The sequence below is a fragment of the Anabaena sp. PCC 7108 genome (assembly GCF_000332135.1).
In the GTDB taxonomy this organism is placed as follows: domain Bacteria; phylum Cyanobacteriota; class Cyanobacteriia; order Cyanobacteriales; family Nostocaceae; genus Anabaena.
In genome coordinates this window covers 31,287-44,026 of the sequence record NZ_KB235895.1, presented here as the reverse complement: position 1 = coordinate 44,026, position 12,740 = coordinate 31,287, and the positions used below count along the sequence as shown (strand labels likewise).

Here is a 12,740-nt window from a genome sequence, read left to right as displayed (position 1 = left end):
CCGCTCTATAAAGGGACGGGATATTACGGCAATTCGATAAAATCAATGTAAATTCTGTTAAATTGGGCTAAAATTTGAGAGCTAAATAGCAGTTAATCTCTTGCCATGAACCCCTACGCTATCCTTAATCAGAGCAAATATCAGCGTGTTAGTGATGGCATAATCCGACCCTTGCTAGAAAACTGCGAGACTGCCTCACATATCCTTATCTTAGTTTGGCCACAACTTGGAGATTTTGATAGTCTTGAATATGCGTGGTGGTTACAGCGCGAAGCTAAAAATTTGACAGATAAAAAACTCGCTATTCGTGCGGTGGGCATAGGCAATCTCGCTTCTGGCACAAAATTCTGTGAATATACAGGATTTCCGCCGGAAAATTTATTTGTTGAACCGAATGGAGAACTACATCGCCAACTCAATCTCTATTCTGGTCTGAATATTTCTCTCCCTGGGCTTGCTGAGTCTGGGAAAGCTTGGCTAAATCTAATTTTGATGTGTGCAGGGATTGGTAGTCCGGGAACGCTGGCGGAAGTTTTTCGGGGATACAAGGGAGACCGCAAAGCCCCTCAACTCATTGGGGATGATGAAATCATTCAAGGTACTCCTCTACCTGCTTTCCAAGGCTCGTTTTTCCAATTAGCCGGCGGAAGTGGCTTTCAACGCCCCTTTGAGTTAGCTACTCTGCGGCTACGGAATATGGTGGAAGTTCTCAGAAATTGGCAGACTTATGTGCCGAATTCTGCCTACTTAACTCAGCGTGGTGGTACTTTTTTGTTTGATAGCAAAGGTGAGTTACTTTACGAACATCGAGATCCAGGAATTCTCGGCTTTGCTGCTAATATGAGCCAACCCCTATCATTTTTATCCTTGATCGAAAACTGTGCGTAAACTATTGACTACGTACATATGTCTGCTTGTAGCCTTCTTAATGTTTGGGGAAAAGGGGAGATACTCAAAATCTGAAAGCTATATATGATAAGCTTTTTCAGGTTTTATTTCAGTGGTTGCCCTGATTTCTGCTTAATGCCAAAGATGGTTAATCACCATCGAAATTTTCGCTCGCTCTCCTGAATAGAGATATCATTAATGCTGGCAAAACGCCGCATCATCAGCCCGTTTTCGGCAAATTCCCAGTTTTCATTGCCATAGGCGCGATACCAAGAACCAGAATCATCGTGCCATTCATATTCAAATCGCACCGCAATCCGATTATCCATAAAGCACCAGAGTTCTTTTTTTAAGCGGTAGTCTAGTTCTTTTGCCCATTTGCGTTGAAGAAACTCTTTAATAGCGGTTCGGCCACTAAAAAAATCGGAGCGATTCCGCCACTGAGAATCTTCCGTGTATGCCAGGACAACCCGCTCTGGATCACGGGTATTCCAGGCATCTTCAGCCGCTTGGACTTTGGCTTGAGCGGTTTCTAAGGTAAACGGAGGCAGAGGGGGTTTAGTTTCCATGAAGCCATGTTCCTGAATCTGTGTGCAGCTTAATAGTTATTTCTTATACTCGATTAATCATTTCTTACCAAGAACCAGTATGAGCGAGAAAGGGTGAGAATTCAGGATTTGACCAACGGAGGGGAAGACTACCTTCCACCCGATATCCCTGCTCAACATAGAAGCGTAACAATCGCTCTGCCCCTTGATATCTGCTAATTTCAGCCCCTTCCCAAATTACTTTGGCGGTGCCTGTGAGGTAAAGCAAATTACCCTGAGAAAAATCTACAAACAGTAATCCCGCACGGGGATTTAACTCCAAGTTACCGAAAGTATTAAAATGACAATTGCCTGAAAAATCAGGAATAGTCAAGGTGCAATCGTCGTCCACCCGCACGAAACCAGCTTTGCCACCGCGATGGGAAACATCTACACCTCCAGCCACGCCCGCCGATTCATCTTGATAGGCAGTGGCAATGAAAAATGTATCAGCTTCCCTAATCATGGCTTGTTCCACGTCTCCCAAGGTTGTCACCTGATAAACTGGTTTGGGTACTGCGGCATCATACTCGTCTAGCTCAAACATCCGGGACTGAATGTATTGGGGACAGTTACCAAAGCTTTGCCCCACCTGTACCTCAAAGCCATCTACATGGGTTTGTATGACTGTCCCATTTAGACGATTCCGACGACGAGAGTGTAGTTCAATGCCGAGAAAGCCAATGTTAATGCCGGCAGCGAGTGTGGTTGTCAGGGGATCGCCAAAGAGCGGTTTGGACACAATCTGCACGGTACGACTATCAGTTGTGGAAATAAAGCCCGGTTTTCCCACTAGAATCGAAGCCCAAAGATTATCGGCTGTATCAACTGTTCCGACAATCACTAATGGCAGTTGGGCAAAGAATTGCCGATGCTGATCGGGGAGATAGTCTCGAATCATTCGCCGTCCTTGCTTGTCTATCTGCTCCTGCGCTCCAAATCGAGCCTGAATTGCCAGTTCACCTGCGTGAAAGGGTGATTCGGTACGTGACCAGCCTGGGTTTGCCATCGTGTTTTGCTCCTGAAATTAAAGAAACTTCTACCGTAATTCAGATAAGATCACCTTGCTAATCGCTCTTCCAAACTCTAATAAGCTATGTGCCTTTGCTAGATTTGTGATATTCAAAACGCCTATATTTTTAGTACAAAATTGCTGTGTTAGAAGATTGAGAGCTTAGACTGCCGGAAATTGCCAAGATTTTCATCGGATCTCCTCTGCTTTCCCATAGGCACGTTTTACGGCTGGAAGCCTGGTTGGTTTTTTACCAACAAACAATCCGCTCATCAACTACATGATATTCACTATTATTACCAGGACGGGTAAAGCTGCCTGCATAGTAGACCTCATCACCGGGTTTAAATAGAGTGACTTTTTTGCCAACAGCCTCAACAATTCCGGCTGCATCCAATCCTAAAATCTGTGAGGGATGTTGCATCTGAGGGGATGCGCGAACTTTGTAATCCACTGGATTGACGGAAATGCCTTGAACGCGAATGAGTAAGTCCCTGGGTTCGGGTATTGAAGTTGCCATTTCAGTTTCAGCAAACCATTCTGAAGAATTGATAGATTGAGATGAATTCAAGATTATGGCTTTCATTGTCTAGATTCCTAACATGGGAATATAACCAGGAAGTTGTTTAACCCGTTCAATCCAATTCAAAACATGAGGATAGGTATCAAGTTCAATCTTGCCATCTCTTGCTAGAGCAATATAGGGATAGATAGCAACATCAGCGATTGTAGGATGCTCAAATTCTAACCAATTGCGTGTACTTAAATGCTGCTCAAGTTGCTTGAGAATAAATTCGGCTTTTTGGGTTGCCCGTTCAATATTTATGTTAGTTCCAGCCCCAAATAAATAGTAGAGACGAGCATTTTCTGGACCTTGACGCACTTCACCCGCAGCCGTTGATAACCAACGAATTACCTGTGCCATCGGTAGTGCATCCACAGGTAGCCACTGTTCACCGCCATATTGTCGAGCTAGATAGACCAGAATTGCTTGTGCATCAGCAAGTTGTGTTTCTCCATCTACTAACAAAGGCACTTGTCCAAATGGATTGATTGCTAAGTATTCTGGTGATTTGTGTTCACCCTTCATTAAATCAACTCTGATCCATTCATATTCAAGATTGAGCAGTGACAGCATTAAATGGGCTTTGTAGCTGTTACCAGAGATTTCGTGACCATGCAGTTGAATCATTGTGGTTTCTCTTTTGATTATTGCTCTATACCGTTCGTTCGGTACAACTAAAATATATCGAACGAACGGTACAATTGTCAATAGATAAATCAAATTTCTATTCCATGTCTAAAGAAACCTATGTACCAACGCTGCTAAAACTATTTCGCCAGTTTGGTTATGAAGGTGTAACCCTCTCAAAAATTTCTCAAGCGACAGGGTTGGGAAAAGCGAGTCTTTACCATCATTTTCCAGGTGGTAAGGCTGAGATGGCGGAAGCGGCGCTCACTCATGTTAATCAGTGGCTAGAGACGAGCATTTTGCAGATCCTCAATGGAGAGGAAATCCCCATCGCAAAATTCCAGTCTATGTGTAAGGAAGCGAATTACTTTTTCAATGAAGGGCAAAATTCCTGCCTGTTGGCAGCTTTGGTCTTGGCACAATCGAGTGATGATCTGTTTCACTCACAGATTAGTTTGACATTTTCTCGGTGGATTGAGGCGATCGCTAAAGTTCTCATCACCGCAGGATTAGATGAAACCTTAGCCAAGGAACGCGGAGAAGATGCCATGATTGCCATTCAGGGCGCATTGATTCTTTCCCACGGATTGCGAGATTTTGCTCCATTTCAGCGAATAATTAAACAATTACCGCAACAACTCTGTCGGGATATTCAAAGCTGACAGAATTATTGTTCTTGTGAAGGCATCAAAAAGGGGGTAGTTAGGCGAATTTGGAGAGCGATTTTATCTGATGGGGTGACAACAGAGGTATTAAAAAACCAGTGCTTGCTACCGCTTCTTTTGCTCAATCCTCAATTCTTGTATCGCTTTCTTATTTGCCAAAATTGACAGAAGAATGATAATTCCACTGCACCGGATCTAATTGATAGTAAAGTTGTAGCTGCTGATAAACTGCCGGATCATGAGATAACAATTGGTGTGGTTTTTCAAAGAAAGTCTCAGTCGCTACAGCAAAAAATTCTGCGGGATTCGTTGCCCCATAACTATCTATAACATTATTGACTCCTTGGAGAACATCGTTACAAAGTTGTTGATATGCTTCGCTCATCACTTTAGCCCAAATCGGATAGTCTGAGTTGCGTTGTAAAATCGGTACACCTTCAGCTTTACCATCCTCTTGATCTAATTGATGGGCAAATTCATGCAGGACAACATTATGTCCATCTTGCCAATTAAGAGTATCATGCTTTATCTGTTCCCAAGACAATATTAACTGGTCTTTTGTCCATGATTCCCCTAATCTGGCGACACGCCTTTCCTCAACAACATAATTGCTAATAGCAGCCGTTTCTTTAACAATATAGGCGCTGGGATAAACCAGAACTGAACGCAATTTTGGAAAGTATTCTCCTCGTTCATTGAGTAAAAGTAAACAGGCAACAGCGGCAATGATTATTTTCTTTTCTTCTGTTACCTGTAATCCTCTACAGCCAATAAATTGCTTCTCTGTTAAAAATACTTGAATATGTCCTTGAAGTCGCCTTCTTTCATCTGATGATAGATAGAGATATATGGGAAAATTATTTTCAATAATGGCATTCCAAAGAGGAGGAAAAGGACGATGTTTGAGACCATTTCTTTTCCTTTTAATGAGAATGGGATTAACTAAAATTCCCGTAATAATTAGCCCAATGATTAAAAAGAGAATTATTGTTTCAATCATTGATTTTTGGTCGCATTACTGCCATAAATTATGAAATTTTAAAATCATATATAGGAATTATATTTGATTATTGAAAACACTCTGTACACTTCCTCTGTTCCCTGTTAAAAGTTCCCTGTTCACTCTCTACACAGATAATTTCACAAATCAAATACCAATTCTATATTAGCTAAATTGTTGAGGATAAAACCAGCTTATTCAAATAACTCCCGATGCTGATAAGCAAAGCGTGAAACATCCTGACTCGACACAGGTTGAGCATAAATAGCCTGATTGCGAATCGCTTGCATCTGTTCTGATTCTCGTTCCATTGCCGGAGTAAATTGCGATCGCTGTTGTAGCAAATCCTCAAACTCAATTTGCCCCGGTCTACCTTGAGCAAAAGCATTCTCAGCACAACGACGGACAGCATTACCAATTTCGGCTGGAGTGCAAATTCTATACTCAGCCAACAGCCTCCGCCATTGCTCATCACTCCAAGGTGAATCATTACCTAGAAAAAGTGAAAAATACTTAGCTAAATGTAAATTGAAAACTTCGTATCTTGCCCCCTCATGGGGTAAATCTACAAAAAACACATCATCAAAACGACGGACTAATTCCGCAGGTAGCATTTCTAGACGGTTGATAGTGGCAATCGTATAAACAGGTTCTTGGTGTTCCTGCATCCAAGTTAACAATCCCGCAGACAACCGCCGGGCAACACCTCCATCTGCATTCGAGTCCCAGCCAGCAAAACCCTTATCAAAATCATCCCAGTAGAGAACACAGGGAGCAAGGGATGTTACCAAAGCAATAAATTCCTTTAAAGCTCGGTCAGGATGAGGACTACCCAATAGTACACCCCAATTAGCGGCTAACAGTGGCAAGCCCATTTTCTTGGCTGCTAACTTGGCAGATAAACTTTTACCTGTTCCTGGTGGTCCCCATAACAACATTCCTGTGGGAAACTGCAAATTATATGTTTGTGCTTCTGGTTGCAGCAAACAGGTAATAGTCTCCAACCTTGTTGCCAATAAATCTAACCCCGCAGATGAAGGGATATCCGGTTGAGCAATGTACTCTAAACCCCGTCCCTTTAATTTGTTAACTTTATGATTAAGAACTAATTGGGCGATATCCTCAAGTTGATCTGCAAAACCTAAACATTGTTTCAGTAGCAAATTTATCTCGCCTACAGGCAACCCCTGACAGGCACGAATTAGCAATTGCAGTGCTTGGTTGGTTGAATTTGTTTTTGAGTAAGGATAGCCATTGGCTAAAGTCGAGTGCGAACAACAATCAAAAAACTGCTGTACAATCAGTTCTACCTGCTGTTGGTTTGGCAATGGATTAGACAGTACAGGAATAAAAGGCTGTAATTCTAGAGGTAGTTGAACGTAAGTTTCTAGTAATACCCAATAATTATCTTGCTGACTCCACAAGGCTTGATGATAAGCATTCAGTAATTGATAGCTAAGTTTTTGACTAATTTGGCTACCATTATCTTCCTGTAACACTCCCTCCAACAAATAAATACCTGGTTGATAGTCTGACAAAAGATACTGAAGAATATCCTTATTGTTACCCCTATCAGTTGACTGTAAGATGTACTGACCTTGATGCTGAATTAATTGTTGTAGTTCGCAGTAACCGGGATTCCAGAGAAAGACTGACAAAGATTGCTCCTCACCCCAATGGTAATACTGCTCTAAAATCTGCATTCTGTCAGGCGTATGATATTCCACAGCCACAATTGCCGTATTTTGGTTAGCTAAAGCAGGCCAGTCTGTCAACTTCATGAGTTTGATTTTAACGACTTCCTTTCCCCTTGTAGAGCAAATTGATTACTGATGCCTTAGCCTTATGGACAATTATTAGTGACCAGTGGGCTATGTTTATTACCTGAATAACAGCGATATCTATTCCAGTAATAGAACCCTATCACCAAACTTAGCCGCCAGTTTGCGATTCCTACGGAGCGCTTCGCTATCATAAGTCAACACCTGAGTATCAGATTGAATTGCTGCTGCCACGAATAAAGTATCGTAGAATGAATGATTTTCCTGGACTGCTAGTTTTAGAGCAACATCTCGAATTTGAGAACTGGAAATCATGACATCAACCAATGCTTCAGCATCTTGCATTGTATCTAATCCCATTTGCAATGGTAATTGTCGAAATTGTATCCATTGCCAAATTACATTGCCCAACTCGGCAAACAACGAATCAGGCACCACAATCTGATCTACACTTTCTAAAGCAGCGAGCGCCTGTTCATACTTATTCTCTACGTGCAAGAGGGCATAGGCGAAAACCATCGTATCAATTACCATCAAGGTCGTCCTTCTGATTTCCAAGACTGCACCCGAATTTCTGCTTCCATCGGTAATACCTCCGCTCGTTGACGAATACGAGCAAGCACTTCATCCCTTTGCCCATAACGTTTTTGCAACAAATCGCGGACTTCTTGCTCCATCGAAACCCCCTTTTGTGCCGCCAAGCGTTTAATGCGCTCAAGCAACTCATCAGATATATTGCGAATCGTAATTGTTGCCATACTGCCTCCTTTGCTAGTGCTGGTCTACTACCAGATCATTACCTAAATGATAGCACTTTGCTGGCATTCGAGTAGTTTAAATGGTTGTCACAGCAAAGATAGATTTGAAATTTCCATCATGAAATTGGAAATAAATGGAGATGAAAGCCGCGATTGCGGCAAGGAGGTGAAAATTTCACTTTTTTAAAGGAGTTTGTTAAATGGCAATCGCCAAAACTCGTACTAACGGCAATACTCGCCATACAGCTAATGGTAAAGTATCAGCGAAAACAAATAACACAGCTACCGCAACTAAATCTAAGGCAGTAAAGGCTTCACCACAACAGGAAGCATTAGCCTTATTGAAGGAATTGCGGAATTTAATCTTCAAAGAGTACGGGATTAAATTACAGTTACGAGACTCCAGAATTTCTACCAAAATCGGTCATGCAGCCCGTGAAAAACTCGGACTTGATATTGCTGCTCAAGTCAAAAAGAAAGGCGGTAATAAAAAGTTCGATTGGCAGAAATGGAACAGCAAATTATTTCCTAAATTGTTTGGACAACCAGATGCCCTCAAATATCCACCAGAAGTAGTTGCTATTTTCATGAGTATGCTGTACGACACAATCAGCAAAGACCCGGAGCAAGCAATAGCTGATTTAGTCGAATTCAACCGGGCATCACTAGAACGTCGCAACTCATTCCAAGAACAAGAAGTGGAAGAACTGGATGATTTAGATAATGAATTTGACGAGGACTTGGACGAAGATGAGGATGATGACGATGAACTCGATGAGGACTTGGATGAAGATGACGATTTAGATGAAGATGATGAGGATGATGACGATGACGAATAATTGATTCTCAACAAGTGACAGAATTATAACTACAAATAACCATGTATTGCTACCAACAATACAGGTTATTTTTTTATTGATTTTGAACAAAATAATGCAGAAAAATCAGAATTATCAGGTTTTTAAATATCTCAAACATTTTTTTAAATTTATAAATTGTCATTGTCTAAATGTGGAATAAATTAGAAATTAAAATCATCTAATTTCAGTTTAAAAACACAAAAATTTATCCCATGAGCCATAGCTTGTATGACCAAGTAAGAATCATCCGCCAAGTTATGCTAACAGGAATGCCTATAAAAAACTAAATCTAGTAAAACTTTGGAAAGAATCAACGAATGGAAATTTCAGCGAATTGCATCTTTCGATGCGGTTTCTATGAGAAAAACAGAAAATATTAAGGAGTAATTCTCATGCTTAAGACTCGCAAAGCCACTAAAACAGCCTCTAAAACTAAAAAACACATTCCAGCTTTAGAGCGAGTAATTACTTATCAGGAAAAAGTCCACTTGATGGTAATTGAGGTATTACGGGAAGAATCGGGGAGAGAATTAGCAGCTACCGCCCGATTTAATGAACAAGAGTTTGATTGGGAAAAACATAACACACAGTTTCGTAACGATTATCTAAACACACCATTGAAAGAATTGGTGAATTATGCCCGCAAACTTTACGGCTTGAATAATCTGGATGAAATTCGAGATAGACGTGCTGCTCATAAAGCTGCTCGTTCTAAACGCATGGAGGGACTTAATGGTTTAAGTAATAACTCAGATGACTGGATAGATGACGATTTTGAACAGGATGAAGATGACGAAGATTTAGAGGTTGAAGATTAATTATTATGCCCCGATTCCAATAATTCGGGGCATTTCATTGGAGAGCGTAGCTAATACAACCAACAGAATTGAAGACAATAATTGCAACTGAATTTTAGCAATCAAAAAGTGAATTTTAATTCAGAAGGCATCTGTCGATGCTATCTATGCGAGATCCAAGTAAGTAATTCGTTAATCAAAGGACAATACTATGAAACGTAATCATCAACAAACTAAAGTTTTAGAAAAAGCGATGGAATATCAAGGTCAGCAAAATCCAATTAAACGGAAACGTAATCAACAAGAAACCAAAGCTTTGGAAAAAGTAATGGGATATCAAGATAAAGTACGATTAATGGTACTCGAAGTTTTACGAGAGGAAAGTGGACGAGAACTTGCTGCTAAAGCCCGGTTTAATCAAGAAGAATTCGATTGGAATCAACACAACACAGAGTTTCGCCAGGATTATGCTGATACTCCCATCAATGAACTGTTAGCTTACGCTAAACGTTTCTATGGATTAAAAGATTTGGACGCAGTACGCGAACGACGCAAGGCTCACAAACAACAACGTGCAGCTAGATTTGCTGAAGCATCTTAAGTATCTACTGGTGAAAACAGCAGCCCCACATTTTAGTGGGGTAACTTTTTGCCCACCCACCCTCACCCGTAAAAACTGTATTTTCGAGGCTAAATTCGCATAACCACACCTGAACGGACGGACACCACTACCGTTACAAAAATTAAATTTACTTAATATTTCGTTACGATAAGGGCATTGAGAGAAAAAACAAACTTCTCAATGCCCATGTCACAGGTAAACGCCATGAATAGCACAATTCGGGTTGGCAACCTTTTTGGAATACCTTTTTATATACATCCGTCCTGGTTTTTAGTTCTAGGTTTGGTAACTTGGAGCTATAGCAGTGGACTAGCGGCACAATTTCCCCAATTAGGTGGGGGATTGCCTTTGGTACTAGGATTGATGACGACACTGTTGTTATTTGGCTCAGTTGTCGCCCATGAATTAGGACACAGCTTTGTCGCTATTCGCCAAGGAATTGATGTTAAATCAATTACACTGTTTATATTTGGTGGACTGGCCAGCTTAGAAAAAGAATCACAAACTCCGGGGGAAGCTTTTTGGGTAGCTATTGCCGGACCATTAGTTAGTTTCTTGCTATTCGCTACAGCAACAACAGTTGGTTTTGCAACTGCTGCATCTGGACCATTGGCAGCTATCCTGGGTCTACTAGCTTCTGTTAATTTGACATTAGCTCTGTTTAACCTCATTCCTGGCTTGCCCTTAGACGGAGGGAATATACTTAAAGCAATAGTTTGGAAAATTACTGGTAAATCCTATAAAGGAGTGGTTGTTGCCAGCCGAATTGGACAAATCTTTGGTTGGTTAGCGATCGCTTCTGGTTTAATTCCTTTACTATTGTTTGGCAGCTTTGTTAACTTCTGGAACTTGTTAATTGGCTTCTTCTTGCTGCAAAATGCTGGTAATGCTGCCCAATTTGCTAGAGTGCAAGAAAAACTCACAGGGTTAACAGCAGCGGACGCTGTAAACAACGATAGTCCCATTGTCAAAGCGAATTTGAGTTTAAGAGAGTTTGCTGATCAACATCTCTTAAATGCTCAGGAATACCGTCGTTTCTTGGTGACAGATGAGGAAGGACAATTGCTGGGAGCAATATCAGTTGATGACTTGCGAACCATCCCAAATACATTATGGTCAGAAACTCAAGTCTTCCAAGTAATGAAACCAATTGAGCAGTCTAGCACCATACAATCGGATCAACCATTGCTGGAAGTAGTACGGTTACTCGAAACACAAAAATTATCAGCACTGACTGTAATTCGTGATAATGGTTTTCTGGTTGGCATTTTAGAAAAAGCTGCAATTATCAACTTACTTCAGAAGAAAGTACAAACAAAATTTGCATAACCTCTTCAATTCTCCAAATAAAAACTCAAAATTGCCTTGAAAAGAAAGCAGTTTTGAGTTTTTATGTTTGTAGCTAAGTAAGCTAATCGTTATCTATGTTTCCCGGCCAATTCCCTATTAGTATGGGTTTTTAGCCAAGTTTTATGTAAATTAAATGCTGATTAGCTTGTTCAAAAAATATGCGGCTACAAAGCTGTAATTATTGAATTAAGAAGACAGCTATATATCCGCTCTAAAAAACTTACTCAAAACTAGATACATCGGGATAAACAAGACATTTGAATGTATGGTTAATTTACGTCATGGACGGAACTCCAGACATGAATTTAGGTTGAAAAATCACTTTTTCTTCACAGGTACAGGTAGAGGTTCACAACCAACACCACCAAACGTGGCAATTCTTTGACTAGAAAACTGACTTGTTCTAATTTATCTTATCGAGAAGCTGATATATTCCATATTGCGGCTGTTAATTTTTGTCTAAAAACAACATAGCAGCCGATATCTTATAGTTTTAGTTCATATCATAATAATGTTCATAGTAGTATTTTTCTAATTCATCTTCTATAACATCATAATATTCATCATATTCATCACATTTCAAAAGATTTTTTTCATATACAGAATTCCATAACTCTGAAGTAATATCTTTGCTTAAATCAAGATTCCATTTTTGTTCAAACCAATTTTTTGCTTCGTCGCAAATATGTTTATCTGTGAAATAACAATTTAGTTCTCTTATAGTGTTTGTTAACCCATTTCTTGTAAGGTTGCTACTCCCTATAAAAATACTATTTTCGTTCTCAAGATTTTCATGTGTGAAAATATATATTTTAGAATGAGTATTTGGTATAAGTTTAACAGTTAACTTCTTTGTCTGTTCACCAAATTGTAGAAACTGAACTAATTTATTTAAATTTTGAGTTTCTTTTTTTAGATTAATATCTTTGTGGAAAAAATCATCAAAAAATAATGTTTTATTAATATCATTATTTTCTCCTGTTCCTACTAACAATCTAATAGTACCATTATTTATATATAAAATATCTTGTAAAGATTCTACAATTAAACACCACCCACTAAATTTAAAATAACCAACACAAATATCAACTTGTATAGAATTTTTGATCAATTCATTTAGTTTTTTTAAAAAAGATTCGTTTTCATTATCAAATAAATTTTTCATATTAATAATTTTCAAACATCCTGTAAATGAAATTGAACAATGTTGTTATACTCACATCTTGCA

At 39.7% G+C, this 12,740-nt stretch carries 15 protein-coding genes; 6 read left to right on the top strand and 9 right to left on the bottom strand.

What is annotated here, in order from left to right; all coding sequences use genetic code 11:
- The first annotated feature begins 105 nt into the window (after positions 1-105).
- A complete protein-coding gene (locus tag ANA7108_RS0100250; RefSeq protein ID WP_016948740.1) occupies positions 106-888 on the top strand; it encodes a peroxiredoxin-like family protein in 783 nt (260 codons plus the stop codon).
- Positions 889-1,040: 152 nt separating this feature from the next.
- On the opposite strand, the gene ANA7108_RS0100245 is transcribed toward ANA7108_RS0100250, so the two are convergent.
- The 4 genes from ANA7108_RS0100245 to ANA7108_RS0100230 form a co-directional block, all read right to left on the bottom strand.
- Positions 1,041-1,457, bottom strand: a complete 417-nt coding sequence (locus tag ANA7108_RS0100245; RefSeq protein WP_016948739.1) for a nuclear transport factor 2 family protein — start codon at positions 1,455-1,457, stop codon at positions 1,041-1,043.
- Positions 1,458-1,521: 64 nt separating this feature from the next.
- Positions 1,522-2,484 carry a pyridoxamine 5'-phosphate oxidase family protein gene (locus tag ANA7108_RS0100240; RefSeq protein WP_016948738.1) on the bottom strand — a complete coding sequence of 321 codons (963 nt, stop codon included), beginning with the start codon at positions 2,482-2,484 and terminating at the stop codon, positions 1,522-1,524.
- Positions 2,485-2,737: 253 nt separating this feature from the next.
- Positions 2,738-3,073, bottom strand: coding sequence for an alcohol dehydrogenase catalytic domain-containing protein (locus ANA7108_RS0100235; protein ID WP_016948737.1), 336 nt, complete (start codon positions 3,071-3,073; stop codon positions 2,738-2,740).
- A gap of 3 nt (positions 3,074-3,076) precedes the next feature.
- Complete coding sequence (locus tag ANA7108_RS0100230; protein WP_016948736.1) at positions 3,077-3,679, bottom strand: glutathione S-transferase family protein; 603 nt, start codon at positions 3,677-3,679, stop codon at positions 3,077-3,079.
- A gap of 104 nt (positions 3,680-3,783) precedes the next feature.
- Here ANA7108_RS0100230 and ANA7108_RS0100225 point away from each other — a divergent pair, with 104 nt between their 5' ends.
- Positions 3,784-4,341, top strand: coding sequence for a TetR/AcrR family transcriptional regulator (locus ANA7108_RS0100225; protein ID WP_016948735.1), 558 nt, complete (start codon positions 3,784-3,786; stop codon positions 4,339-4,341).
- Between the two features lie 151 nt (positions 4,342-4,492).
- Here the strand turns inward: ANA7108_RS0100225 and ANA7108_RS0100220 are convergent, their stop codons facing one another.
- The 4 genes from ANA7108_RS0100220 to ANA7108_RS0100205 form a co-directional block, all read right to left on the bottom strand.
- On the bottom strand, positions 4,493-5,344 hold the full coding sequence (locus tag ANA7108_RS0100220; protein ID WP_016948734.1) for a M90 family metallopeptidase: 852 nt from the start codon (positions 5,342-5,344) through the stop codon (positions 4,493-4,495).
- A gap of 194 nt (positions 5,345-5,538) precedes the next feature.
- Positions 5,539-7,125, bottom strand: a complete 1,587-nt coding sequence (locus tag ANA7108_RS0100215) for an ATP-binding protein (RefSeq protein WP_016948733.1) — start codon at positions 7,123-7,125, stop codon at positions 5,539-5,541.
- A 120-nt stretch (positions 7,126-7,245) separates the two neighbouring features.
- Entirely contained in the window at positions 7,246-7,659 is a 414-nt protein-coding gene (locus ANA7108_RS0100210; RefSeq protein WP_016948732.1) for a type II toxin-antitoxin system VapC family toxin, read from the bottom strand.
- Positions 7,659-7,883: a hypothetical protein gene (locus ANA7108_RS0100205; RefSeq protein ID WP_016948731.1), complete on the bottom strand. Its 225-nt coding sequence runs from the start codon at positions 7,881-7,883 to the stop codon at positions 7,659-7,661. Before ANA7108_RS0100205 ends, ANA7108_RS0100210 begins: the two co-directional genes overlap by 1 nt.
- Positions 7,884-8,083: 200 nt before the next feature.
- Here ANA7108_RS0100205 and ANA7108_RS29990 point away from each other — a divergent pair, with 200 nt between their 5' ends.
- The 4 genes from ANA7108_RS29990 (at position 8,084) to ANA7108_RS0100185 (ending at position 11,491) form a co-directional block, all read left to right on the top strand.
- Entirely contained in the window at positions 8,084-8,722 is a 639-nt protein-coding gene (locus ANA7108_RS29990) for a hypothetical protein (RefSeq protein WP_016948730.1), read from the top strand.
- A 413-nt stretch (positions 8,723-9,135) separates the two neighbouring features.
- Complete coding sequence (locus ANA7108_RS0100195; protein ID WP_016948729.1) at positions 9,136-9,561, top strand: hypothetical protein; 426 nt, start codon at positions 9,136-9,138, stop codon at positions 9,559-9,561.
- A 190-nt stretch (positions 9,562-9,751) separates the two neighbouring features.
- Positions 9,752-10,141, top strand: a complete 390-nt coding sequence (locus ANA7108_RS0100190; RefSeq protein ID WP_016948728.1) for a hypothetical protein — start codon at positions 9,752-9,754, stop codon at positions 10,139-10,141.
- A gap of 225 nt (positions 10,142-10,366) precedes the next feature.
- A complete protein-coding gene (locus ANA7108_RS0100185; protein WP_016948727.1) occupies positions 10,367-11,491 on the top strand; it encodes a site-2 protease family protein in 1,125 nt (374 codons plus the stop codon).
- Positions 11,492-12,005: 514 nt separating this feature from the next.
- Here ANA7108_RS0100185 and ANA7108_RS0100180 read toward each other — a convergent pair.
- Positions 12,006-12,677 carry a restriction endonuclease PLD domain-containing protein gene (locus ANA7108_RS0100180; RefSeq protein ID WP_016948726.1) on the bottom strand — a complete coding sequence of 224 codons (672 nt, stop codon included), beginning with the start codon at positions 12,675-12,677 and terminating at the stop codon, positions 12,006-12,008.
- Between the last annotated feature and the right edge of the window lie 63 nt (positions 12,678-12,740).

Bases quoted from the DNA above. Each gene is read 5' to 3' on its own strand.
- ANA7108_RS0100250 (WP_016948740.1), top strand. From the start codon at position 106: ATGAACCCCTACGCTATCCTTAATCAGAGCAAATATCAGCGTGTTAGT.
- ANA7108_RS0100245 (WP_016948739.1), bottom strand. From the start codon at position 1,457: ATGGAAACTAAACCCCCTCTGCCTCCGTTTACCTTAGAAACCGCTCAA.
- ANA7108_RS0100240 (WP_016948738.1), bottom strand. From the start codon at position 2,484: ATGGCAAACCCAGGCTGGTCACGTACCGAATCACCCTTTCACGCAGGT.
- ANA7108_RS0100235 (WP_016948737.1), bottom strand. From the start codon at position 3,073: ATGAAAGCCATAATCTTGAATTCATCTCAATCTATCAATTCTTCAGAA.
- ANA7108_RS0100230 (WP_016948736.1), bottom strand. From the start codon at position 3,679: ATGATTCAACTGCATGGTCACGAAATCTCTGGTAACAGCTACAAAGCC.
- ANA7108_RS0100225 (WP_016948735.1), top strand. From the start codon at position 3,784: ATGTCTAAAGAAACCTATGTACCAACGCTGCTAAAACTATTTCGCCAG.
- ANA7108_RS0100220 (WP_016948734.1), bottom strand. From the start codon at position 5,344: ATGATTGAAACAATAATTCTCTTTTTAATCATTGGGCTAATTATTACG.
- ANA7108_RS0100215 (WP_016948733.1), bottom strand. From the start codon at position 7,125: ATGAAGTTGACAGACTGGCCTGCTTTAGCTAACCAAAATACGGCAATT.
- ANA7108_RS0100210 (WP_016948732.1), bottom strand. From the start codon at position 7,659: ATGGTAATTGATACGATGGTTTTCGCCTATGCCCTCTTGCACGTAGAG.
- ANA7108_RS0100205 (WP_016948731.1), bottom strand. From the start codon at position 7,883: ATGGCAACAATTACGATTCGCAATATATCTGATGAGTTGCTTGAGCGC.
- ANA7108_RS29990 (WP_016948730.1), top strand. From the start codon at position 8,084: ATGGCAATCGCCAAAACTCGTACTAACGGCAATACTCGCCATACAGCT.
- ANA7108_RS0100195 (WP_016948729.1), top strand. From the start codon at position 9,136: ATGCTTAAGACTCGCAAAGCCACTAAAACAGCCTCTAAAACTAAAAAA.
- ANA7108_RS0100190 (WP_016948728.1), top strand. From the start codon at position 9,752: ATGAAACGTAATCATCAACAAACTAAAGTTTTAGAAAAAGCGATGGAA.
- ANA7108_RS0100185 (WP_016948727.1), top strand. From the start codon at position 10,367: ATGAATAGCACAATTCGGGTTGGCAACCTTTTTGGAATACCTTTTTAT.
- ANA7108_RS0100180 (WP_016948726.1), bottom strand. From the start codon at position 12,677: ATGAAAAATTTATTTGATAATGAAAACGAATCTTTTTTAAAAAAACTA.